Origin of the sequence: Streptomyces sp. NPDC048370, from assembly GCF_043200825.1 — a bacterium.
Taxonomy (GTDB): Bacteria; Actinomycetota; Actinomycetes; order Streptomycetales; family Streptomycetaceae; genus Streptomyces.
The window spans coordinates 367,826-390,666 of sequence record NZ_JBICYI010000007.1; the positions used below are offsets into that span (position 1 = coordinate 367,826).

At 72.5% G+C, this 22,841-nt stretch carries 21 protein-coding genes; 10 read left to right on the top strand and 11 right to left on the bottom strand.

Features of this window, described 5'->3' with window-relative positions; all coding sequences use genetic code 11:
• Positions 1 to 3 precede the first annotated feature (3 nt).
• From ACGFYP_RS18695 to ACGFYP_RS18715, 5 genes are all read right to left on the bottom strand, one after another.
• The gene (locus ACGFYP_RS18695; protein WP_393494254.1) at positions 4 to 1,218 is read right to left on the bottom strand and encodes an ROK family protein; all 1,215 of its coding nucleotides are present in this window, start codon (positions 1,216 to 1,218) and stop codon (positions 4 to 6) included.
• Between the two features lie 182 nt (positions 1,219 to 1,400).
• A complete protein-coding gene (locus ACGFYP_RS18700; RefSeq protein ID WP_393494257.1) occupies positions 1,401 to 1,787 on the bottom strand; it encodes a hypothetical protein in 387 nt (128 codons plus the stop codon).
• Positions 1,788 to 1,815: 28 nt separating this feature from the next.
• Entirely contained in the window at positions 1,816 to 2,709 is an 894-nt protein-coding gene (locus ACGFYP_RS18705) for a JmjC domain-containing protein (protein WP_393494260.1), read from the bottom strand.
• Positions 2,710 to 2,776: 67 nt separating this feature from the next.
• Positions 2,777 to 3,010: a DUF397 domain-containing protein gene (locus ACGFYP_RS18710; protein WP_393494263.1), complete on the bottom strand. Its 234-nt coding sequence runs from the start codon at positions 3,008 to 3,010 to the stop codon at positions 2,777 to 2,779.
• Between the two features lie 66 nt (positions 3,011 to 3,076).
• Complete coding sequence (locus ACGFYP_RS18715; RefSeq protein ID WP_393494266.1) at positions 3,077 to 3,505, bottom strand: hypothetical protein; 429 nt, start codon at positions 3,503 to 3,505, stop codon at positions 3,077 to 3,079.
• Between the two features lie 94 nt (positions 3,506 to 3,599).
• Between ACGFYP_RS18715 and ACGFYP_RS18720 the strand changes: the two genes are divergently transcribed.
• A complete protein-coding gene (locus ACGFYP_RS18720) occupies positions 3,600 to 4,439 on the top strand; it encodes a Scr1 family TA system antitoxin-like transcriptional regulator (protein WP_393494269.1) in 840 nt (279 codons plus the stop codon).
• Positions 4,436 to 4,642, top strand: coding sequence for a DUF397 domain-containing protein (locus tag ACGFYP_RS18725; RefSeq protein ID WP_393494272.1), 207 nt, complete (start codon positions 4,436 to 4,438; stop codon positions 4,640 to 4,642). The genes ACGFYP_RS18720 and ACGFYP_RS18725 overlap by 4 nt, the downstream gene beginning before the upstream one ends.
• A 60-nt stretch (positions 4,643 to 4,702) precedes the next feature.
• Here the strand turns inward: ACGFYP_RS18725 and ACGFYP_RS18730 are convergent, their stop codons facing one another.
• Positions 4,703 to 5,764 (bottom strand): mechanosensitive ion channel family protein, encoded by a 1,062-nt coding sequence (locus tag ACGFYP_RS18730; RefSeq protein WP_393494275.1) that lies wholly within the window; start codon positions 5,762 to 5,764, stop codon positions 4,703 to 4,705.
• A 246-nt stretch (positions 5,765 to 6,010) separates the two neighbouring features.
• Here ACGFYP_RS18730 and ACGFYP_RS18735 point away from each other — a divergent pair, with 246 nt between their 5' ends.
• Positions 6,011 to 6,574 (top strand): HNH endonuclease, encoded by a 564-nt coding sequence (locus ACGFYP_RS18735; RefSeq protein WP_315893268.1) that lies wholly within the window; start codon positions 6,011 to 6,013, stop codon positions 6,572 to 6,574.
• A gap of 84 nt (positions 6,575 to 6,658) precedes the next feature.
• On the opposite strand, the gene ACGFYP_RS18740 is transcribed toward ACGFYP_RS18735, so the two are convergent.
• Positions 6,659 to 9,688, bottom strand: a complete 3,030-nt coding sequence (locus ACGFYP_RS18740; RefSeq protein ID WP_393494280.1) for a beta-N-acetylglucosaminidase domain-containing protein — start codon at positions 9,686 to 9,688, stop codon at positions 6,659 to 6,661.
• Positions 9,689 to 9,901: 213 nt separating this feature from the next.
• Between ACGFYP_RS18740 and ACGFYP_RS18745 the strand changes: the two genes are divergently transcribed.
• The 3 genes from ACGFYP_RS18745 (at position 9,902) to ACGFYP_RS18755 (ending at position 12,524) form a co-directional block, all read left to right on the top strand.
• Positions 9,902 to 10,123 (top strand): hypothetical protein, encoded by a 222-nt coding sequence (locus ACGFYP_RS18745; RefSeq protein ID WP_393494282.1) that lies wholly within the window; start codon positions 9,902 to 9,904, stop codon positions 10,121 to 10,123.
• Positions 10,124 to 10,191: 68 nt separating this feature from the next.
• Complete coding sequence (gene malQ, locus ACGFYP_RS18750; RefSeq protein ID WP_393494285.1) at positions 10,192 to 12,276, top strand: 4-alpha-glucanotransferase; 2,085 nt, start codon at positions 10,192 to 10,194, stop codon at positions 12,274 to 12,276.
• A gap of 20 nt (positions 12,277 to 12,296) precedes the next feature.
• Positions 12,297 to 12,524, top strand: coding sequence for a hypothetical protein (locus tag ACGFYP_RS18755; RefSeq protein WP_361966042.1), 228 nt, complete (start codon positions 12,297 to 12,299; stop codon positions 12,522 to 12,524).
• Positions 12,525 to 12,614: 90 nt separating this feature from the next.
• On the opposite strand, the gene ACGFYP_RS18760 is transcribed toward ACGFYP_RS18755, so the two are convergent.
• Complete coding sequence (locus ACGFYP_RS18760) at positions 12,615 to 13,130, bottom strand: MarR family winged helix-turn-helix transcriptional regulator (RefSeq protein WP_393494290.1); 516 nt, start codon at positions 13,128 to 13,130, stop codon at positions 12,615 to 12,617.
• Between the two features lie 106 nt (positions 13,131 to 13,236).
• Here ACGFYP_RS18760 and ACGFYP_RS18765 point away from each other — a divergent pair, with 106 nt between their 5' ends.
• The 4 genes from ACGFYP_RS18765 to alc all read left to right on the top strand — a co-directional run bounded on the left by ACGFYP_RS18765 (position 13,237) and on the right by alc (position 17,368).
• Positions 13,237 to 14,196 carry an EamA family transporter gene (locus ACGFYP_RS18765; protein WP_393494293.1) on the top strand — a complete coding sequence of 320 codons (960 nt, stop codon included), beginning with the start codon at positions 13,237 to 13,239 and terminating at the stop codon, positions 14,194 to 14,196.
• A gap of 26 nt (positions 14,197 to 14,222) precedes the next feature.
• Entirely contained in the window at positions 14,223 to 15,170 is a 948-nt protein-coding gene (locus ACGFYP_RS18770; protein WP_393494296.1) for a DMT family transporter, read from the top strand.
• A gap of 35 nt (positions 15,171 to 15,205) precedes the next feature.
• Positions 15,206 to 16,126: a LysR family transcriptional regulator gene (locus ACGFYP_RS18775; RefSeq protein WP_393494299.1), complete on the top strand. Its 921-nt coding sequence runs from the start codon at positions 15,206 to 15,208 to the stop codon at positions 16,124 to 16,126.
• A gap of 105 nt (positions 16,127 to 16,231) precedes the next feature.
• Positions 16,232 to 17,368: an allantoicase gene (gene alc, locus ACGFYP_RS18780; protein ID WP_393494302.1), complete on the top strand. Its 1,137-nt coding sequence runs from the start codon at positions 16,232 to 16,234 to the stop codon at positions 17,366 to 17,368.
• Positions 17,369 to 17,497: 129 nt separating this feature from the next.
• Here alc and pepN read toward each other — a convergent pair whose 3' ends face one another.
• From pepN to ACGFYP_RS18795, 3 genes are all read right to left on the bottom strand, one after another.
• The gene (pepN, locus tag ACGFYP_RS18785; RefSeq protein ID WP_393494305.1) at positions 17,498 to 20,071 is read right to left on the bottom strand and encodes an aminopeptidase N; all 2,574 of its coding nucleotides are present in this window, start codon (positions 20,069 to 20,071) and stop codon (positions 17,498 to 17,500) included.
• A 52-nt stretch (positions 20,072 to 20,123) separates the two neighbouring features.
• Positions 20,124 to 21,353: a TerD family protein gene (locus ACGFYP_RS18790; RefSeq protein ID WP_393494308.1), complete on the bottom strand. Its 1,230-nt coding sequence runs from the start codon at positions 21,351 to 21,353 to the stop codon at positions 20,124 to 20,126.
• 204 nt (positions 21,354 to 21,557) lie between these two features.
• The gene (locus tag ACGFYP_RS18795) at positions 21,558 to 22,574 is read right to left on the bottom strand and encodes an aspartate-semialdehyde dehydrogenase (RefSeq protein WP_361966056.1); all 1,017 of its coding nucleotides are present in this window, start codon (positions 22,572 to 22,574) and stop codon (positions 21,558 to 21,560) included.
• Between the last annotated feature and the right edge of the window lie 267 nt (positions 22,575 to 22,841).

A 22,841-nucleotide genomic window follows, 5' to 3' on the forward strand; every position in this document is an offset into this window, starting at 1 on the left:
GGCCTACCGGGACGTGTCGAAGACCTCGTCGCGGGTGGTCGCGAGGGCGCTTTCCAGAGCCCCGCGCAGGACGGGGTCGCGGTCCACGCCGCCGAGGACGAGCCTCGGCCGGGAGGCGGCGAGCTCGCCCAGTTCGGACTGGACGCGCTCGCGGAGGGGCTCCCCGCCGGCGGCGATCACCTCACCGGAGAGGACGACGAGTTCGGGGTCGAGCACGGCGACGAGGGAGGCGAGACCGGTGGCGAGGCGCTCGGCGTACTGGTCGAGCAGGGCCGCGTAACGGGGGTCGTCGCCGTGGTGGCCCGCCGCGTGGCTGAGCAGCCGGGCCGCGGTGGGTACGTAGGGCTGCTCGGCGGTCTCGATGCCGAGCGACCGGGCGATCCGGGCGACGGACTGCACGCCGGCGAGCTCCTGGAAGCCGCCGGAGTTCGCCTTGGTGACCTGCCGTACGAGCGGGGTGCCGGGCACGGGCAGGAAGCCGACCTCGCCGGCGCCGCCGGTGAAGCCGCGGTGGAGCCGGCCGCCGAGGACGAGCGCGGCGCCGAGGCCCTCCTCGTTCCACAGCAGCACGAAGTCCTCGTGGCCCCTGGCGGCGCCCAGGCGCTGCTCCGCGACGGCCACCAGGTTGACGTCGTTCTCGTACTCGAACGGCATCGGCAGCACGGCCGCCAGCTCCTCCAGGAGCGTGGGGGAGTGCCAGCCGGGCAGGTGGGAGGCGTACCGCAGGCGCCCGGTGGCCGGGTCGAAGGCGCCGGGGGTGCCGATGACGAGCCGGCGCACGTCGGCGCGGGTGATCCCGGCGTCCTTGACGGCGCCGTCGAGGGCGGTGGTGACCTGGCGGACGACGCCGTCGGTGGCGCGGCCGGGGGTGCGGAGCTCGAACTCGCCGACGACCGTGCCGGTGACGTCGGCGACGGCGGCGCGGATCCGGTGCGCGTTCGCGTCGATGCCGGCGGCGAAGGCGGCCCGGGCGTTGACGGCGTACAGCTGCGCGCTGGGTCCCGGCCGGCCCGCGGTGGTCCCGGTGGCGACGACGAGCCCGGCGGCCTCAAGACGGGCGAGCAGCTGGGAGGCGGTCGGCTTCGACAGGCCGGTGAGCTTGCCGATCCGGGTGCGGGACAGGGCCCCGTGCTCCAGGAGCAGATCGAGGGCCGCGCGGTCGTTCATGGCCCGCAACACGCGCGGGGTGCCGGGGGTTCCCGGAGTCGTACCGGCCATGACGACGCACCTGCCCTACTGCACTGTTAGGAAAGTTTCCTATTCGGTGGGAGGACGGTAGGGCGGCCGTCACCGGGGCGTCAATACCCGGGAACGCGCGAAGCCCCCGAAGGCAACCGAAGCGTTACCTGCGGGGGCTCCGTCCGTGCGCCGTGGCGGCCCGCCCTCGGGTGCCACGCGAGTCATGGGCCCTCTGTGTACGGGCATCGCTGCCCGTACGCCCTGGGGCAGGCGATCAGTGACCGTGAGACGAACTGCTGGGATTTCGAGTAGTACCCGTAGACCACGTCGTTCCCTGCGGTCAGCCTCAGCGTTTCGCGGGAGCGCTGCAGTCGGTCCCAGACTGGGAAGTGCTCCTGATCGACCGGGGGGTTCTGCGTCAGCTCCCCTTCCACCCACGAGACCGCGTCGTCGACGTCCGTGAAAGTGGCCACCACCTGCGCATTCTTGCGCGTGAGCCAGTCCTTGATCTCGATGGGCGGGTAGTCCGTCGGTACTTCGCCCCGCCGGATCGCCGCATCCGGATAGGACCGGCCGGTATACGCGTACGCGTGCCAGTGCTGCGTCACCGGCGCAATGTATCCGCGCCGGCCGGCCTCACCCTGCGACACGGGCAGCGGCCTTCCGAGCGAGTTCGGCCATGATCCCCGGTTCCAGGAGCAGCAGCGCTCCGATCAGGTATTCACGGGTCCACCGGACGGCCGCTTCGGGGGATGTCAGAAGCTGAGCCGGAGCGATTTCTGCTCGTAACGCGGGGTCCACCAGAGCCTGGGACAGGACTTCACGCGTCACCTCCGACGCGAGCCAGTGATACGTACGCTCCTTCAGCGCGAAGGTCAGATGCAGAGACGTCTCGTCGCCGTCGGTGTACGGGGAGTGGACGTATCCCCGGGGCAGCCAGAACACGTCGCCGGGTTCCAGGGTGAACGTCTGTGCGGGCGGCGTGGTGGCGAGATACTGCCGCTCCTGAAGAGTGAATCCTCGCTCCAGGAAGTTCCCGTGCTCCGTGGTCGGGTTCTCGACGAACGGCGGGTGCAGCGGCCAGGTCTTCCGACCGGAGAGCTGGACGATCAGCGTGACGTACGGGTCGTAGTGGTACTTGAGCCCCTGGGCGCCGGTCGGCGTCATGTACGCGTTCACGTGGACCAGGCATCCGGTCTCTTCCTGGATCTCGCGCCGCAGGATGCTCAGCGACGGCTTGACCGTCTGCAGCTGCCGGACGGAGATGGTGCCTCCGCTGTCGAGGTGAGCGCGGATGGCGTCGCGGCGCGGCATCTCCCCGTCGATGTAGGTGTGCCGCTCCAGTACCTTTCCCTCCTTGATCAGGACGATGTTGCGCGCCGCGATGCACTCGGCGTCCACGAGTGCGTTCACTTCCTCGATGGACCAGAGCGCGGCCAGTGCCCCGGGGGAACGACGGAACAGCGTCGGCTGAGTGGGCCACTGCTCCAGGATCTGTGGAACATCGTCCACGAGATCGGCGAGCGGCATGGTTGCCTCCTTGGGATGCGGGCGGGACGAGCGGGGCCCCGCCGTATTCAGCGGGGCCCGTCATCGGTCAGTCGGTCGCGTCGACCCTGGCCAGCCACCCACGGGCGAACGCGGTGATCTCGTCCGCGCTCATCCGCAACTCCCGTCCGGCCCCCTCGGGCTTGTTGTCCCCCAGCACGTATCCGCCGCCGTGCAGCTCGGCGAGCGTGATGCAGCTCTCCATGTTCCCGTCGTTGTCCGTTCCGCCGCCGCAGAGGGCGGCGAACGGACCGGAAACCTCCCGCTCGTACAGATCGCTCACTACCGTTGTCTCCTGTCTCTGTCTTCGATGGGGACCAGCCCCGCCCCTCAGCGGTCTTGCCGGACGTCAGTGAGGGGCGGGGAATTCCTTGATCGTCATTTTTGGCGGGCTGTGCGGGTGGTCACGGATCTCCACCACGCAGTCCAGGGCGGCGGATTCGTCGTGCTGCGGCCCCGTCCCCATGCAGAGGTCGAACCACCGCACCAAGGACGCGCATGCGGGGCAGTCCGGGACCGGCTCGGGGCGGGGGCGTAGGCCGTGGTCGGCGGAGAGGACGAGCGTCGGGGGTACGGGGGTGGTGAGCACCCGGATCCGCGCCCACTCGTCTTCCGTGGGCGGACGGAGGTTCGCCGGCTCGGTGGTCCACTCCGTCCCGCCGCCCGGCGGGCGCAGGTGGAGGGCCCCGCCGTCGTGAGCGGTCACCCTTCCGAGTCGGTTCGTTCCCTTGCTGGTGTCCACGACGAATGAGCCGAGGACGGGTGAGGGTTCGAGCATGACCGTTCCTCTCTGTAGTGATTCCACTACCAGGGGTCGCCAGATTGGCCTACAGTCGGGAGCTGTTCAACATGTCAGGACGGAAGGAGGAGTTGTGGTCAACCGCAAGGACCTGAACCCGGAGGGCAGCCCGGCAGCGGCCTTTGGAGCACGAATCCGCACGTCACGTGAGTCCAGAGGCTGGAGTCAAGAGGACTTAGGCGGGCGCATGGACTATTCCGGCACGCATGTCTCGGCTGTTGAAACTGCGCGGAAGATGCCGACTCTTCGCTTCGCGCGCAGTGCGGATCGTGTCTTCGGCACGGGCGGCACGGCCGACTCGTTCGAGCAGCAGTGGCGTGAGATCCGGCACGGCGCACTTCTGGAGGGCTTCCCGGAGTACGTCGGGTACGAGGGCCGCGCTGTGGAGATCCGGCTCTACGAGGTCGGTGTCATCCCCGGCCTGCTCCAGACGCCGGAGTACGCGACTGTCATCGCCGAAAGCACGGTCAGACGCGGAGCGGCGACGCCCGAGGAAGCGGGCGAGCGGGTGGCTCTCGTCGCGGAACGACAAGCGGCGCTGGTCCGGACCTCACCGCCGCTCGTCATCGTGGTCCTGGACGAGAGCTGCATCCGTCGGTCCATCGGGGAGCCTGCCGTGATGAACGCTCAGTTTGAGCGTTTGATCGAGTTCGCCGAGCTGCCGAACACCGTGCTCCAGGTCGCCCCGTTCGCCATGGGCGCGCGGCGGCCGTTCACCTTGCCGATAACGGTGCTGACGATGGCGGACCGTTCGCTCATGTCGTACGCCGAGTCCGCTCAACGAGGCCATCTGGAGCGCGAAACCGGCTCGGTCCTCCCCATGCTGACGGCCTACCATCAGCTACAGGCCGAAGCGCCCTCGCAGGCGGACTCCGTGGCCATGATCAATGAGGTACGAAAGGGCACCCAGTGACGACCGAATCCCCCCGTTGGTTCACGTCTTCCTACAGTGAGAATGGCGGCCAGTGCGTCGAGGTCGCCACGAACCTCGTCGCTTCGCGCGGCACCGTCCCTGTCCGTGACTCCAAGAGCACCGAGGGCCCGGTCCTGGACCTCTCCGTCGCCGCGTTCTCCTCGTTCGTCGCGAGCGTCAAGGGCGGCCCGCTCGGCCGCTGACCAGCTCGTACGACGAGGGGGCCCCGCCACTGACGGCGGGGCCCCCTCGTCGTACGAGAGCTACTTGGCGAGGTCCGGCCGGGGCAGCGGGCTCGCCGCCGCGCCCTGCGGGGACGTCGGCGAGGCGAAGACCGAGGGCGCGGCCATCCCCGCCGTCGGGTCCGCCGCGGACTCCTCCGCCTGCGCCGGGACACCGCCGACGATCCGGATGCCGGCCGCGTCCAGCGCCTTCTTGATCCGCCACCGCAGCTCGCGCTCGACGCCCAGCGCCTTGCCCGGCATCGTCTTCGCCGAGACCCGGACGGTCATGGAGTCGAGGAGCACCTCGGTGAGGCCGAGGATCTCCACCGGACCCCACAGCCGCTCGTTCCACGGCTCGTCCTTCGCCATGGACGCCGTGGCCTCGTCGATCACCGACTGCACCCGGCCCAGGTCCTCCGTCGGGCGCACCGTCACGTCGACCGCCGCCGTCGCCCAGCCCTGGCTGAGGTTGCCGATCCGCTTGATCTCGCCGTTGCGGACGTACCAGATCTCGCCGTTGTCGCCGCGCAGCTTCGTCACCCGCAGGCCGACCTCTATGACCTCGCCGGAGGCCACGCCCGCGTCGACCGAGTCACCGACGCCGTACTGGTCCTCCAGGATCATGAAGACACCGGACAGGAAGTCCGTGACCAGGTTCCGCGCGCCGAAGCCGATCGCCACACCGGCGACACCGGCCGAGGCGAGCAGCGGTGCCAGGTCGATCTGGAAGGCGCCGAGGATCATCAGCCCCGCCGTGCCCAGGATCACGAACGACGCGACCGAGCGGAGCACCGAACCGATCGCCTCCGAGCGCTGCCGCCGCCGCTCGGCGTTGACCAGGAGCCCGCCGAGGGCGGTGCCCTCCACGGCCTGGGCGGAGCGGTTCATCCGCTCTATCAGCTTCGTCAGGGCGCGGCGGATCGCCATCCGCAGCAGCAGGGCGACGACCAGGATGAGCAGGATCCGCAGGCCGGTGTTCAGCCAGGTGGACCAGTTCTCCTCCACCCAGCCCGCGGCGTTCGACGCCTTCTCCGCGGCCTCGTCGAGGGTGACGGGGACCTTCTGCGGATCGTCGGCGGTCGGCGGGGCGGACCAGAGCACGAGAAACCTCCAGGCGTGGCGTACGCGAACATCCACACTAACGGGGCACAAGGAGTGCTCCTGTTGTGCTGTTCGAGGGAGAGACCGACCTCACGCGGGGATGTACCAGGGGACGATGCCGATGTGGTCGAGAACACTCCAAGCCCGTTACCGGTACGTGGTGGCGCTCCGACCAGGCATGAGGAGAGACTGAGAGCAGTTCGTCCCGGCGCGAGCCACGCGCCGCCGGCGTATTAGGAGGCATCCGTGCCGCATGTCCTGGTCCTCAACGCGTCGTACGAGCCCCTCGGCGTCGTACCGCTCCGCCGCGCGCTCGTCCTCGTCCTCGAGAACAAGGCACTCTGCCTCGAGGAGTCCGGCGCCTTCCTGCACAGCGAGACCCGCGTCATCCCCGCACCCAGTGTGGTCCGGCTGAAGCGGTTCGTGCGGGTCCCCTACCGGGGGCCCGTTCCTCTGACCCGCAGAGCCCTCTTCGCCCGCGACGGCGGACGGTGCATGTACTGCGGTGGCGTCGCAACCAGCGTCGACCACGTCATTCCGCGCAGCCGCGGGGGTACGCACGCCTGGGAGAACGTCGTGGCGGCCTGCCGCCGCTGCAACCACGTCAAGGCCGATCGCCACCTGCACGACCTGGGCTGGCGGCTGCGCCATCAACCCGCGCCGCCGAGCGGCCTCGCCTGGCGGATCATCGGGACCGGACATCGGGACCCACGCTGGCTGCCGTACTTGCAGCCGTACGGCGCCGACGACGTGATGGCCCGGATCGACGCCGTCTCCACCGCCCCCACGGGGGCCGTGAAGACGGGTTGAGCCGGGCCTTCGTCGTCCTCGCCGGACCGTCGGCGGGCCTCCCCGAGGCCTCCCGACGGTCCGGGCGTGTCGGGGGCCCGGGTCCTACTGCGGCTGCTCCGGGGGCTCCGGCCGTTCCGGCTGCTCCGGGCGGCCTTCCGGCGCGTCGGGAGTGACCGGAGGGGCCACCGCGTACGTCTCCACCGACCAGAGCGAGTAGCCGTACTTCGTCGCCCGCGCGTCGCCCTGGACCCGCAGGAAGCGGGTGTCCGCCGCGTCCATGCGGACGCTCTCACGCCCGCCCCGCCCGTCGGCGACCGTCGCCGCCGTGCGCCAGGTGCGGCCGTCGGCGGAGACCTGGATGCGGTAGCGGGAGGCGTACGCGTCCTGCCAGTGCAGCACCACCTGACCTATCCGCGCCGGGCCCGTCAGCTCCATCTGCCACCAGGCGCCGTCCTCCGCGAGGGAGGACCAGCGGGTGGCCGGATCGCCGTCCAGGGCCGAGACCGCGGGGAAGTCGGGGGTCTCGTCGCCCGAGGACGAGGCCGTCGCCGTGCGCGCCAGATCGGGGCCCGCCGTGCGCGGGAACGCGCGGACCGTCAGGACCCGCTCCTCGCCCGCGAACGAGACCGGCACCCGGTAGGAGCCCGCGGGCACGTCCGGCGCGACCGTCACCCGGAGCGGCACCGTCGCGCGCGTGCCGCGCGGCAGCCGGGCCTCCTTGGGCAGCCGCACCTCGATGCCCTTCGGCGCCCGCGCCGTCAGCGCCCCGCGCACCTCGTCGGCGGACCGGCCCACGAGCCGGACGTCCACCCGCTGCGCGGGCCCGCCGATCTCGGCGTCCGTCTCGGCGCGGTCCAGCTCCAGTTCGGCGCGCGGCTCGTCCGCGAACCACGGCACGAGGGAGCGCACCCGGGGCGCGCCGTGCCCGTCGGCGCCGTTCCAGACGACCCGGACGGCCTCCGCGCGCAGCCCCTTCACGTCCGTCTGCGTCCAGCCGGTCGGGGAGACCGGGCCGAGCGCCCGCCAGCCCTCGCCGGGGACGTACGCCTCCACGCGCGCGGAGTCGCCCGAACCGGGCTCCGTCATCACGGTCACCGTGTCCACGGGCCGTGAGCGGTCGAGCCGGACGGTGTACGCGTCCGGTGCGACGGCCACGTCCCCCGACCGCCCGGTCCTGCGCTCGCGGTCGGCGCCCGTCCAGGCCGCCGCCTCCGTCACCGCGCGCGTGAGGAAGGGGTCGAGGACGCCGGCGCCGACGGTCGCCCCGCTCGCCTTCGCCGCCTCGCGCAGCGGCTCGAGACGCAGCTGGGACTGCCAGGCCGCGGCGCCGTCGCCACGGGCCTGGGCGAGCAGCATGTCGACCGCAGTCTCGCCCGCGAGGCCGTAGCGGGACAGCTGCTCCAGCCAGGGCCCGACCTCGTCGTCCAGGGCGCCGTCGGCGGTCCCCGCGAGCCGCCCCGGTGCCTCCCGCATCACGGTGAACGCCGCGCGCAGCTCGCGCGCCGCCTTCTCCCGTACCGCCGTGTCCGGGGACGTACGGGTGGTCCAGAACGCGGTCATCAGCGGCTTCAGGTACGCCGACTCGCCCGCCGGGTCGAGGAGCGAGGAGGCGTCGTTGCCGGCGAGGGCCCGCAGCGCCTCGCGGGCGGCCGGGTTCGGGCCCGCCAGGTCGTCGACGGCGGCGCGCCAAGACTCCTGCGGCCGGTAACCCTTCGGGTTCCAGGCGTAGTCGGCGGCGGTGAACAGCGGTATGCGGGAGGCCGCCGGCTGCTCCATGGCGTTGGCGAGGAACGCGGCCGAACCGGACGCGACGGCCGGCTCGCGGCCCATGGCGGGGCCGAGGAAGAGCCGGTCCTGGGCGTAGTCGTTGACCGGGTAGTTGTCCATCGTGACCAGCGGGTGGCCCAGCGCGTGCCGGGCACCGGCCAGGTCGCGCCCGCTGATGGTGCGCGGGACGGCGCCGACACCGGTCCAGGCGACCTGCACCCCGTCGTCGAGGCCGGCGGCGAGCGCCGTGCGGTAGGCGGTCGCGCCGTCCTGGTAGTACTCCGTCGGCATGACCGTGAGCGGCTCCGCGTCCGGGTGACGGTCGGCCAGGTGCCGGGCCACCGCGTTCGCCACGCGCGCGTGGGCGGTCGCGCCGGCCTCGGGCCCGCGGCCGAAGGTCTCCTTGTCCTTCGAGCAGTGCCACTCGCTGTAGCTGACGTCCTGGAACTGGAGCTGGAAGGAGCGCACCCCCAGCGCCCACATCGCGTCGATCTTGCGGGTGAGAGCCTTCACGTCGGCGTCCGACGCCAGACACATGGACTGGGCGGGCGCCACGGCCCAGGCGAGGGTCACGTGGTTGGCGCGGGCCCGCTCGGCGAGCGCGCGGAACTCGGCGCGCCGCTCGGCGGGGTACGGCTCGCGCCACTGGGTCTGGCGGTACGGGTCGTCGCCGGGTGCGTAGAGGTACCGGTTCTGCTTGGTGCGTCCCATGAAGTCGAGCTGGGCGAGCCGCTGTTCGTGGCTCCAGGGCCGTCCGTAGAAACCCTCGGTGAGGCCGCGCACGGCGGTGCCGGGCCAGTCGCGGACGACGACACCGGGAATCCGGCGGTCCTCGGCCGCATGACCCTCGATCAGCTGACGCAGTGTCTGGACGCCGTGGAAGAGCCCGTCCGTGCCGACGCCGTCCAGGGCGACGGTGTCCCGGCCCTGGAAGCGGCCCGTCGCGAGCCGGTAGCCGCCGCGCGGCAGGTCGCCCCGCTCGGCCACGCGCAGCGCCCGCAGGGCGTCCCGGGAGGCGGCGGAGCCCATGCGGAGCACGGTCCCGCCGCCCGGCAGGGTCGTGTGGACGGTCCGTACGCCCGCCGCCCGCAGCACCTCGCGCAGCTCGGCGACGGCGTACGGGTCCGAGTCGGGGTCCGCGAGCAGCGTCACCTCGCCGCCGAGCGCCACGGCGGGACCGGCGACCCGCAGGGACTGCGGGCGCGGCCACACGGCGGGCTCGGCCGGGCTCTGGGGTACGTCGGGGGTGGTGACGGGGGAGACCGGGGCGGCCTGGGCGACCCCGGGGGCGCCGCCGCCGAGGAGCCCGCCGATCACCGCGGCGGCCACGGCCGTCGCCGTCCGCTTCCTGCGCCCCAGGTGCACGGGAACCCCTCTCTGCTCCCCCGTTGGTCACGAGTGGGTCACGAGCCCACCACCCGTCCGGCGGAGGTGTCAATGCGCGTGGCCGATGTGTCGGGTTTGCCCACCCCGCTTTCGGCGAGGTGGAGTCGCTCCGCCAACTTCCGCCGGTAAAACGGGGTGCGGTGGGTAGGGCTTGGTCGTTCCACCTGTCGAGACGAAGCCGGGAGACCCCCCGTGACCGTGACCACCCCCCACATCACCGAGATACCCGTACCGAAACAGGGCCCGCTGACCAGCGAGCCGCCTCTCGCCGACGCCGCACCGCTGACCAGCGAGCCGCCCCTCGCCGACGCCGCGCCCCTCACCAGCGAGCCGCCCCTGACCTCGGCGGCCCCGCTCACCAGCGAACCCACCGCCCCCTGGAACCCGGGCGGCACGGAGTCCCCCGGCATGTGACCTCCGGCACGTGACCCCCGGGCCGCCGGGCCGGCCGCCACCACCGACCAGACCCTCTGGAGTGTGAAGTGACCCTGGCCCGCCTCGCCGCCCTCCACGGCGTCGCCACCGCGTACGAGCCGTCCGAGGGCGTCACCGTCCAGGTGCCCGACGCCACGGTCGTGGCCGTGCTCGCCGCCCTCGACGTCGACGCCGGTACGCCGGAGGCGGTCGCCGCCGCCCTGGAAGCGGCGCGAAGGGCCGAGGAGGCCCGGCTGCTCCCGCCCACGCTGGTGCGGTGGCAGGACGGCCCCGCGCACGCGCCCGAGGGCCTTCCGCCCGGCACCCGGCTCCGCGTGACGACCGAGTCGGGCGAGGCGGTGGAGGGGCCCGACTGGGAGGGACTGCCGCTCGGCGTCCACCGCGTCGAGGCGCTGACCCCCGACGGGCGCGGCGACACCGGCACGCTGATCGTCGCCCCCGCGCGCGTGCCCCGGCCCGAGCGCCGGGTCTTCGGGCTGCTCGCCCAGCTGTACTCGGTCCTCTCGGCCCGCTCCTGGGGCATGGGCGACCTCGGCGACCTGCGCGAACTCGCCACCTGGGCGGGCCGGACGCACGGCGCCGGGTTCGTCCAGGTCAACCCCTTGCACGCGGCCGTGCCCGGGGCGCCCACCGACCCCTCCCCGTACCGCCCGTCCTCCCGTCGCTTCCCCGATCCCGTCCATCTGCGGATCGAGGACGTCCCGGAGTACGGCTTCGTGGGCCCGGAGCACGGCGACCGCCTGGACGCGATCCGCGCCGACGCCGCCGAGCTGCGCGAACGGGTGCTGCGCAAGGGCGCGTTGATCGACCGGGACGCGGTGTGGGAGGTCAAGCGGCGCGCCCTGGAGCTCGTGGCGACGGTGGAGCTCGGCCCCGGCCGGCGCGCCGAGTACCGCGACTTCCTCGCCGAGCGGGGCCGCGCCCTGGAGGACCACGCCACCTACTGTGCCCTCGCCGAGCGGCACGGGCACCACTGGCGGTCCTGGCCCGAGGAGCTGCGCGATCCGCGGTCGGCCGCCGAGGCCGTCCGCGCCGACGACGAGCTGACGGCCCGGGTCGACCTCCACTGCCGCCTCGCCTGGCTGACGGACCGCCAGCTGGCCGCCGCGAGCGCGGCCGCGCGGGAGGCCGGGATGGCGGTCGGGATCGTCCACGACCTCGCGGTCGGCGTCCATCCCGACGGTTCCGACGCCTGGGCGCAGCAGGACGCGTTCGCCGCCGGCATGTCCGTCGGCGCCCCGCCCGACGCCTTCAACTCGCGCGGCCAGGACTGGGGTCTGCCGCCGTGGCGCCCGGACGCCCTCGCCGCCTCCGGCTACGCCCCGTACCGCGGCCTGCTGCGGGAGCTGGTGCGGCACGCGGGCGCGCTGCGGATCGACCATGTGATGGGCCTGTTCCGGCTCTGGTGGGTCCCCGAGGGCCGCGAGCCCACCGAGGGCACCTACGTCCGCTACGACTCCGAGGCGATGCTCGCGGTCCTCGCCCTGGAGGCCCACCGGGCCGGCGCGGTCGTCATCGGCGAGGACCTCGGCACGGTCGAGCCCGGCGTGCGCGAACGGCTCGCGCGGCGCGGGGTGCTCGGCACGTCCGTGCTCTGGTTCGAACGGGACTGGTCGGGCACGGGCCGGCCGCTGGCCCCCGAGGAGTGGCGCACCGACTGCGTGGCCACGGCCACCACGCACGACCTGCCCTCCACCGCCGCCCGGCTCTCCGGCGACCACGTCGCCCTGCGCCACCGGCTCGGGCTGCTCACCGGCGACCTGGGGCGCGAGCGCGCCCTGGACGCGTCGGAGGTCGGCGGGTGGCTGACGTACCTGGAGCGGCTCGGGCTGCTGCCGGAGGGCCCGGGCGACGAGGAGGCCGAGGTCCGGGCCGTCCACCGGTTCCTGCTGCGGACCCCGGCCGCGATGGTCGGGGTGTGGCTGCCCGACGCGGTGGGGGACCGGCGGCCGCAGAACCTGCCGGGGACCTGGGACCAGTACCCCAACTGGCGGCTGCCGGTGGCTGGCCCGGAGGGCCAGCCGATGACCCTGGAGCAGCTGGCCGCCTCGCCCCGCGCGCACCGCCTCCTCGAGATCTTCGGAACCCTGGGGGGCGTCCGTACGGCACCCCCGGACGCGCGCCCCGTTTAGGTGTTCGCTACGTTTGCACCGTGGACAAGAAGAACGCCCTGCGCGCCGGTGCTGTCGCGGCCGGTACGACGCTGATGATGCTGCTCATGTCGTCCCCCGCGCTCGCGCTGACCCGCGACGACGGTGACGACCCGGCCCCCAAGCTGAGTGTCGTCGAGACCCTCGGTCTCTTCGTGGCCGCGCCGATCGTGCTGTTCCTGGTGATCGCCGGTCTCGTGATGGTGCTCGACAAGTCCAAGAAGGCCTGAGGCCCCATCGCTTCATGAGGGCGCCGCGCCGGTACTCACGTACCGGCGCGGCGCCCTCGTGCGTGTCCGGCCACCGGCCGACGCGCCCGTTCACACCACCGTCGTCGCCAGGAGCTTGCGCAGCAGCCCCGCCAGCTGCTCCGCCTCCTCGGGCGTGAGCGCGCTCTCCAGCGCCTCCCGCTGCTGCGCGAGACCGGCGCCGACGGCCTGGTCCACCAGCTCCTTCCCGCGCTCGCTGAGCGTCACCCGCAGTCCGCGCCGGTCGTTCGGATCGGGGCTGCGGCTGAGCAGTCCTGCCTTCTCCAGCTTGTCGAGCCGGCCCGTCATCCCGCCGGTGGTGATCATCAGCGTCGCGGTGAGCGCGCGCGGCGAGAGGGTGTAGGGCTCACCCGAGCGGCGCAGGGTCGCCAGTACGTCGAACTCCCCGAGCGACATGCCTCCGTAGGGGGCGTACGCCTTGTCGACCCGGCCGCGCATCGCCCCGGCCAGCCGGTAGATCCGGCCGAAGACGGCCATCGGGAGCGTGTCCAGGTCGGGGCGGACGGCCGCCCACTGGTCGGTGATGGCGTCGACGGCGTCGTGCGCGGGCTGCTCGGTGCGATCCATGGGCGAAAGCATCTCACGGGAAAGCCACTTGCCAGTAAGTAGCTTACTGCTAAGCTACTTACCAACAAGTCGCTCGGACGTACTCCGAACAACGGGGGAACCTGTCATGTCCCGTAAGGCCGCCGTCGTCGCCCTGACCGCGCTCGCCCCGATCTCCTGGGGCTCCACCTACTTCGTCACCACCGAGTTCCTGCCGCCCGACCGGCCGCTCTTCACGGGTCTGATGCGGGCCCTGCCCGCCGGGCTGCTGCTGCTCGCCCTCACCCGCAAGCTGCCGCAGGGTGCCTGGTGGTGGAAGTCCGCGGTCCTCGGGGCGCTCAACATCGGCGCCTTCTTCCCGCTCCTCTTCCTCGCCGCGTACCGGCTGCCCGGCGGCGTCGCGGCGGTCGTCGGCTCCGTCGGCCCGCTCTTCGTGGTCGGCCTTGCCGCGCTCCTCCTCGGCGACCGGCCGACCGTGCGGTCCCTGCTCACCGCCGTCGCCGCCGCCTTCGGCGTCAGCCTCGTCGTCCTGAAGGCGGGCGCCGCCCTCGATCTGATCGGCGTGCTCGCCGGACTCCTCTCCGCGCTCTCGATGTCGGCCGGCACCGTCCTCACCAAGCGCTGGGGCAGGCCCGAGGGGGTGGGCGCGCTGGCGCTCACCGGCTGGCAGCTCACCGCGGGCGGTCTGGTCATCCTGCCGATCGCCGCCCTGGTCGAGGGCGCCCCGCCGGCCCTGGACTCCACCAACCTGCTCGGCTACGCCTACCTCGCCCTCGGCAACACCGCGATCTCCTACTTCCTCTGGTTCCGGGGGATCGAGCGGCTGAGCGCCTCCTCGGTGACCCTCCTCGGCCCGCTGTCGCCGATCACCGCGGCCGTCGTCGGCTGGGTGGCCCTCGGTCAGGCGCTCGGGCCCGTGCAGCTCGCCGGCATGGCGATCGCCTTCGGCGCCACCCTGTTCGCCCAGCTGAGCCCCCGTACGACCCCTGAGGTCTCGGGTGCGAAGAAGGCCGGATCGTTCAGTTCGGCTGAACGAATGGATCGGAAAGTTTCGATGGACCTGGAGGTTTCCGCGGTGCGACGGTAGAGGCCACACCGACCGAAAGGAACACCGTGGCACTCCTGGACCGCGTCCGTACCGCCGAGCGCTCGACCGAGCCCACCGCCCCGCGCGTCCTCGCGCGGGGCGCGGGCGTCGGACTGCTCCTCGCGCTCGTCGCCACGGTCGTCTGGTCCGGCAGCTTCGTCGCCTCCCGCGCCCTGCACGACTCCGTCCCGCCCGTCCAGGCCGCCTTCTGGCGCTGGATCGTCGCGATCCTCGCCGTCGCCCCCTTCGCGGTCCGCGAGACCTGGCGGCAGCGCGCGCTGATCCGCCGCCACCTCGGCTTCGTCACCCTCGCCGCGCTGCTCGGCGTCACCGTCTACAACACCCTGGTCAACCAGGCCGGACTCACCACGTCCGCCGGCAACATGGGCATGATCATGGCCGCCTCCCCGGTCCTCATGGCGGTGTACGAACGCCTCGGCGGCGCCCGGCTCGGCGCCCGTCGGGTCGCCGGGATGCTGATCGCCTGCGTCGGCGTGCTGCTCCTGGTCGGCGAGGGCGCCCTGCCCACCCGGCTCACCGCGGGCGACCTGTGGATGCTGGCGGCGGCGGTCAGCTTCGCCTCGTACAGCGCCCTCCTCAAGCGCCGCCCGGCCGAACTCGGCGGCCTGGCCTTCCTCTTCACCACCTTCGTGCTCGGCGCGCTGATGCTGCTCCCGGCGTACGGCGTCAGCCTCGCCGTCCAGGGCGGCTTCGAGCCCACGGCCGGCACGGTCGGGCCCCTGGTCTACGTCGGCGTCCTCTCCTCCGCCGTCGCCTTCTTCGCCTGGAACAAGGCCATCGCCCTCATCGGCGCGGCCCGTGCCGGAGTCGTCTACTACCTCCAGCCGGTCTGCGTGGCCCTGCTCTCGTACGCCCTCCTCGGCGAGGAACTCGGCCTCCTGGGCGGCGCCTGCATGGCCCTGATCCTGGGCGGCGTGGCCCTCGCGAGCGCCCGGGCCAAGGCCCGGACGTGACGGATCCCCGCGGGGCGCCCGGTAGGTTGCGCCCCATGACCGAGTGGGACATCAAGAAGCTCCAGATCCTCCGCACCCTCCGCGACCGCGGCACCGTCACCGCGACCGCGGAGGCGCTGCTCATGACCCCCTCGGCCGTCTCCCAGCAGCTCACCAACCTCGCCAAACAGCTCGGCGTCCAGCTCCTGGAGGCGCAGGGGCGCCGGGTCCGGCTCACCGACGCCGCGCACCTCGTGCTCCGGCACGCCGAGGTCGTCTTCGCCCAGCTGGAGCGGGCCGACGCCGAGTTGGACGGCTATCTGCGCGGCGAGGCCGGGCAGGTGCGGGTGGCCGCGTTCTCCACGGCCGTGCCCGCCCTCGTCGTCCCCGCCGTGCAGCAGCTGCGCGCCGCCCACCCCGGACTCGACGTCAAGATCCGCGAGGCCGAGGCGGCGGAGGCGTACGAACTCCTCGGCACCGGCGACGTCGACCTGGCGCTCTCGCTCGCCGCGCACGCCCCCTCCGCGCGCGACCCCAAGTTCAGCCGGGTCCCGCTCCTCGCCGACCCGCTCGACGTCGCCCTACCCGCCGAGCACCCGCTCGCCGACGCGCCCGGGCTCCGGCTCGCCGACCTCTCCGCCGAACCCTGGATCTTCGGCGGCTCAGGACCCTGGTCCGAGATCACCACCGCCGCCTGCGAGGCCGCCGGGTTCGTCCCCGAACAGGCCCACAGTGCCGCCGGCTGGACCGCCATCCTCGCCATGGTCGAGGCCGGGATGGGCGTCGCCCTCGTGCCCCGGATGGCCTCCGCCGAGCGGCGCGGCGAGCGCGGGGTCGTCATGCGGGTCCTCTCCGCCGACCAGCCCCGCCGCCATGTCGTCGCGGCGGTACGGCGCGGGGCGGAGGAGGGCCCGGCCGTGGCCCGGGTGCTGGCCGCGCTCCGGCAGGCGGCCGTCCAGCGCGAGACCGTGCAGTAGGACCGGCCGAGCCCACGCCCGACCCACAACCGTTCAGTACAGCTGAAAGTATCTGTCGAAAACATTCGATGGACCGGGTCGTGGTCCAGGGCGCACAGTCGACCCATGAGCCTCGACGAGAACGCCGCGAACGCCGACCCGCACGCCAACGACGCCGCCCCCTACGGCGGCGGCGACCCGTACGCCGACTACCGCACCGGTGACTTCCCCTTCACCGAGCTCGTCGACCTGGCCGACCGTCGCCTCGGCGGCGGTGTCGTCGCCGCCAACGACGAGTTCTTCGCCGAGCGCGAGAACCTCCTCGTCCGCGAGCGCGCCGTCTTCGACCCGGAGCACTTCGGGCACAAGGGCAAGATCATGGACGGCTGGGAGACCCGCCGCCGACGCGGTGCCGACGCGGAGAACGTCTTCCCCGCCCCCGAGGACCACGACTGGGCGATCGTCCGCCTGGGCGCCCCCGGCGTGATCCGCGGCATCATCGTCGACACCGCCCACTTCCGCGGCAACTACCCGCAGCGGGTGTCGATCCAGGCCGCCGCGGTGGAGGGTTCGCCCAGCCCCGAGCAGCTCCTCGCCGACGACGTGAAGTGGGAGGAGCTCGTCCCGCCCACCCCCGTGCGCGGCCACGCCGCCAACGGCTTCGAGATCGACGTCGAGCGCCGCTTCACCCACGTACGGGTCTGCCAGCACCCCGACGGCGGCATCGCGCGCCTTCGCGTCCACGGCGAGGTCGTCGCGGATCCGGAGTGGCTGGAGCTGCTCGGCACCCTCGACCTGATCTCCGTACTCAACGGCGGGGTGTACGAGGACGCGTCGGACAAGTTCTACTCCTCGCCGACCCAGATCATCCTGCCCGGCACCTCCCGCAAGATGGACGACGGCTGGGAGAACCGCCGCCGCCGGGTCCGGGGCACCAACGACTGGGTCCGCTTCCGGCTCGCCGCCCAGGGCGCCGTACGCGCCGTCGAGATCGACACCGCGTACCTCAAGGGCAACTCGGCCGGCTGGACAGCGCTCCACGGCCGCAACGGCGAGACGGGCGAGTGGTTCGAGATCATCCCCCGGACCAAGCTCCAGCCCGACACCCTGCACCGCTTCAAGCTCCCCGCGCAGGCCGTCGTCACCCACGTCCGCCTGGACGCCTTCCCCGACGGCGGCGTCGCCCGGATGCGGCTGCACGGCGCGCTGACGGAGCAGGGCGCGGCCGACCTCCGCGCCCGCTGGACGGCGCTCGGCGGCTGAGCCGCCGGACCCAGGTCTCCGCCCGGCGGGCGGCCGCGCACCGACGCCCGCCCGCCGAGCGGACTCGAACGGACGAAGGGGCACCTCCGTGGGGGAGGGTGCCCCTTCGTCTGTGTCCTGCTTGAGGAGTTACGCGGCGGCCGCGTCCGCCGCCTGGGCCTTCAGGGCCCGCTCGACGCCCGCACGGCACTCCGTCACCAGACGCTTCAGCGCCGGCGCCGGGTTGTTCGCCGCGATCCAGGCGTCCGTGGCGTCCAGGGTCTCCTGCGAGACCTGGATCGTCGGGTAGAGCCCGACCACGATCTGCTGGATCATCTCGTGGCTACGGGTCTCCGAGACGCCCTTGATGGCGGCGAAGTACTTCGCCGTGTACGGGGTGAGCAGCTCACGCTGGTCGGTCTGGACGAAACCGCCGATCACCGCCTCCTGCACGGCGTTCGCCAGCTTGTCGGACTCCACGACCGACGCCCACGCCTCGGCCTTGGCCGCCTCGGTCGGACGCGCCGACCGCGCGGTCGCCGCGTGCCGCTCGCCCGCCGCCGTCTTGTCCCGCGCCAGCTCGGCCGCGATCTCCGGCTCGTCGAAGCGGCCCGTCGCGGCGAGCCGCTGCACGAACGACCAGCGCAGCTCGGTGTCCACGGCCAGACCCTCGATGGTCACGCTGCCGTCGAGCAGACCGGCGAGGACGTCGAGCTCCGCGTCGGTCCGCGCGGCCGCCGCGAACGCCCGCGCCCACGCCAGCTGGTGGTCGCTCGCCGGCTTCGCCGCCCGCAGCTGCTCCTGCGCCGCCGTCGTCCAGCGCGCCAGGCCCGTCGCCCGCCACTCCGGCGCCGCGTACAGCTCCAGGGCCGCCTTCACCTGGCCCTGCAGCGACTGCACCACACCGATGTCGCTCTCCTTGGTGATGCCGGAGAGGACCAGGTCCAGGTAGTCGCGGGTGGCCAGCTCGCCGTCGCGGGTCATGTCCCAGGCCGAGGCCCAGCACAGCGCGCGCGGCAGCGACTCGGCGAAGTCGCCGAGGTGCGCCGTCACGTTCTTCAGCGACACGTCGTCGAGCCGGACCTTGGCGTACGAAAGGTCGTCGTCGTTGAGCAGCACGACCGCCGGCCGCGGCTTGCCCGCCAGCTGCGGTACGGCGGTCAGCTCGGCCGCCTCGATGTCCAGCTCCAGGCGGTCGGAGCGGACCAGCTTGCCGGCCGCGTCCAGGTCGTAGAAGCCGATCGCGATCCGGTGCGGACGGAGCGTCGACTCGCCCTTGGCGCCGACGGGCAGCGCGGGGGCCTCCTGCTTGACCGCGAAGGAGGTGATGACACCGTTCTCGTCGGTCTCGATCTCCGGGCGCAGGATGTTGATGCCGGCCGTCTCCAGCCACAGCTTCGACCAGGCCTTCAGGTCACGGCCTGAGGTCTCCTCCAGCGCCCCGAGCAGGTCCGTCAGCCGGGTGTTGCCGAAGGCGTGGGCCTTGAAGTACGCCTGGACGCCCTTGAAGAACTCGTCCTGGCCGACGTACGCCACCAGCTGCTTGAGGACCGAGGCACCCTTCGCGTAGGTGATGCCGTCGAAGTTGACGAGCACGTCCTCGAGATCGTTGATCTCGGCCATGATCGGGTGCGTGGACGGCAGCTGGTCCTGGCGGTACGCCCACGTCTTCTCCGCGTTGGCGAAGGTGGTCCAGGCGTTCGGCCAGCGGGTGCCCTCCACGGAGGCCTGGCAGGCGACCGAGGTGAAGGTCGCGAACGACTCGTTCAGCCAGAGGTCGTTCCACCACTCCATGGTGACGAGGTCGCCGAACCACATGTGCGCGAGCTCGTGCAGGATCGTCTCGGCCCGGCGCTCGTACGCCGCGTCCGTCACCTTCGAACGGAAGACGTACTGGTCGCGGATGGTGACCGCGCCCGCGTTCTCCATCGCGCCCGCGTTGAACTCCGGCACGAAGAGCTGGTCGTACTTGGCGAAGGGGTAGTCGTACGCGAACTTCTCCTGGAACCAGTCGAAGCCCTGGCGCGTGACGTCGAAGATGTGGTCCGAGTCGAGGTACTCGGCCAGCGACGGACGGCAGTAGATGCCGAGCGGGACGGTCTGCCCGTCCTTCTCGTACGAGGAGTGCACCGAGTGGTACGGGCCGACGATCAGCGCGGTGATGTACGTCGAGATCCGCGGGGTGGGCTCGAAGACCCACACGTCGTTCTTGGGCTCCGGCGTCGGCGAGTTGGAGATCACCGTCCAGCCGCTCGGCGCCTTCACGGTGAACTGGAAGGTCGCCTTCAGGTCCGGCTGCTCGAACGAGGCGAAGACGCGGCGGGCGTCCGGCACCTCGAACTGGGTGTACAGGTACGCCTGGTCGTCGACCGGGTCGACGAACCGGTGCAGGCCCTCACCGGTGTTCGTGTACGCGCAGTCCGCGACGACCTTGAGCTCGTTCGGGCCCTGCCGCAGATGGGCCAGCGCGATCCGCGAGTCCCGGAAGACGGCGGCGACGTCCAGCGCGTGGCCGTTGAGCACCACCTCGTGCACGGCGGGGGCGACGAGATCGATGAAGGTCTCGGCCTTGGCCTCGGCGGAATCGAAGCGGACGGTGGTGACGGACCGGTAGGTGCCGCCCTCCTGCGCACCGGAGAGGTCGAGGTCGACCTCGTACGCGTCCACGGTCAGCAGCTTCGCCCGCTGCTGCGCCTCTTCACGGGTCAGGTTTGTGCCAGGCACCCGGTCAACTCCTCGGTTTCGTGACGTTTGGGCCATCCTTCCACGCCCTGCCTCAGCGCCGCACCGCACATTTCCACGGCCCGTCGCAGCCGATCCGCAGCAGCCCGGGGCCGGGCACGGGGGCGCTGACGCGGACCTCGCCGACCTCGTTGACGAGCAGCTCCTGGTCCTGCGCGTCGTACTCGGGCTCCCGCGGCGGGGTGTGCTGGTGGACGGTGAAGTTGGACTCGCCGAAGTGGGAGAAGTCGAGGACCCCGGGCGGCCCGTCGTAGACGACGAGGTCGTGGGCGTGGCCCTCGATGTGGCTGTCGAAGCGGCGGGCGTGGCTGAGGGGGAGGACCCGCAGGGTCCAGGGGGTGTCCGCCTCGACCCGCAGCGTCAGCGGCCGGTCCGGCGGGACGAGGGCGACGGTACGGGCGCGGACGTCGTCCTCGTACGCCATGAGCAGGAAGTCCTCGGCGCGGCCGTAGGAGTCGCAGGACTCGATGGTGGTGGAGATCGAGTGGTACGACTCGATCTCCAGGAGCGCCCAGCCCGGCGGGATCGCCGGATCGCAGTGCACGGTCTCCTTGCCGCGCCCCTGGTGGACGGAGGGCCGGAAGGAGGAGGAGAAGGGATCGGCGAAGGGATCGGCGAAGGGGTACGAGGGCCCGGCGGGCGCCGCGTGGGCCTGGGAAGGGGCCTGGGAATGGGCCTGGACCGGCCGCGGAGGCGGGACGTAGCCGGGGCCCGGGATCGGGGCGGGCGGGGCCTCGACAACGATGCCGAAGTCCGTCGCGAGACCGGCGAGACCGGAGGCGTACCCCTGTCCCACCGCGCGGAACCGCCAGCCGCCGTCCCGCCGGTAGAACTCGCCGAGGACGAACGCCGTCTCGCTGGTCGCGTCCCCGACGGCGAAGTACGCCACGGGCCCGCCCGCGAGGTCCATGACCCGGACGTCCAGCGCGGGCACCCGCCCGAAGGGCCCGCCGTCGGCGGAGGCGGCGACCACGACCCGGCCGATCGCGGGCTCCACGCGCGCGAGGTCGAGCCAGAGCCAGTCCGCGGCAGCGCTGCCCGGCGCACCCGGCGCCGACTTCCCCAGGTGCCGTACCGCGCCGGAGGGGTGCTCGCCCTGGTTGTAGAAGACGAGGTCCCCGTCCCCGCGGACCCGCCCGCCGCCGTCGAGCAGCAGCGCGGAGACGTCCACGTCGGGCGTGCCGGGGACGGTCTGCCAGGTGACGGCGACCTGGAGAGCCTGGGTGGGCACCGGGAGGTCGGCGCCCTTGGGCAGCTGGGTCATGCTCGGATCCTGTCACCCGGAGGCCCGGCTTCGAACGCGTTGTCCGAATTCCGCCGGTCCAGAACGCCGGTCCGGTCCGCCGGTCCGGTCCGCCGGTCCAGAACGCTGGTCCAGGACGCCGGTCCGGTCCGCCGGTCCTCGGCCGCTCGTACGCCGAAGGGGCGGCCGCCCTCCCGGACGGCCGCCCCTCCTCGGAGAGCGTTGTCAGCCCTTCAGCTCCGCCGCGACCAGCTCCGCGATCTGCACCGCGTTCAGCGCGGCGCCCTTGCGCAGGTTGTCGTTGGAGAGGAAGAGCGCCAGACCGTTGTCAACGGTCTCGTCCACGCGGATGCGACCCACGTACGAGACGTCCTTCCCGGCCGCCTGGAGCGGGGTCGGGATCTCGGAGAGCTCGACGCCCTCGGCGTCCTTGAGCAGCTCGTACGCGCGCTCGACGCTGATCGGACGCTCGAAGCGCACGTTGACCTGGAGCGAGTGGCCGGAGAAGACCGGGACGCGCACGCAGGTGCCGGAGACCTTCAGCTCGGGGATCTCCAGGATCTTGCGGGACTCGTTGCGGAGCTTCTGCTCCTCGTCGGTCTCGAAGGTGCCGTCGTCGACGATCGAGCCGGCCAGCGGGACGACGTTGAAGGCGATCGGGCGCTTGTAGACGGTCGGCTCGGGGAACTCCACGGCCTCGCCGTCGAACGCCAGCTGGTCGGCGTTCTCGGCCACGGCGCACGCCTGGGTGCGCAGCTCCGCGACGCCCGCGACACCGGAGCCGGAGACGGCCTGGTAGGTCGTGGCGATCAGCGCGGTCAGGCCGGCCTCCTGGTGGAGCGGCTTGAGGACCGGCATCGCGGCCATCGTGGTGCAGTTCGGGTTGGCGATGATGCCCTTGGGGCGGTCCTTGATCGCGTGCGGGTTGACCTCGGAGACCACGAGCGGGACCTCGGGGTCGCGGCGCCACGCGGAGGAGTTGTCGATCACGACCGCGCCCTGGGAGGCGACCTTCTCGGCGAGGGCCTTGGAGGTCGCGCCACCGGCGGAGAACAGCACGATGTCGAGACCGGTGTAGTCGGCGGTGGAGGCGTCCTCGACCGTGACCCCGTCCACGACGGTGCCGGCGGAGCGGGCGGAGGCGAAGAGCCGCAGCTCGTCGACAGGGAACTTCCGCTCGGCCAGGATGCTGCGCATGACTGTGCCGACCTGACCGGTGGCTCCGACGATTCCGACCTTCACGGGGACTCCTCCGTACGTTTGTGCAGGCTGCTGCCGTCCATGATGCGTATGTCCCGGCCCGCCTTGTCCAATCCATTGTCCGAGGATCGGGACGGTGAGGGGACGGACACGCACACGGAGAGGGAGACGCGGAAGGGGGGGGGGGGGGGGGGGGGGGGGGCGCCCCCCCCCCCCCCCCCCGGGGGGGGGGGGGGGCCCCGGCCCCCCCCCCCCCCGGGCTCGATCGAGTTACGGGTGTTCCGGTGTCGGGTCCGTCAGGACGCCATC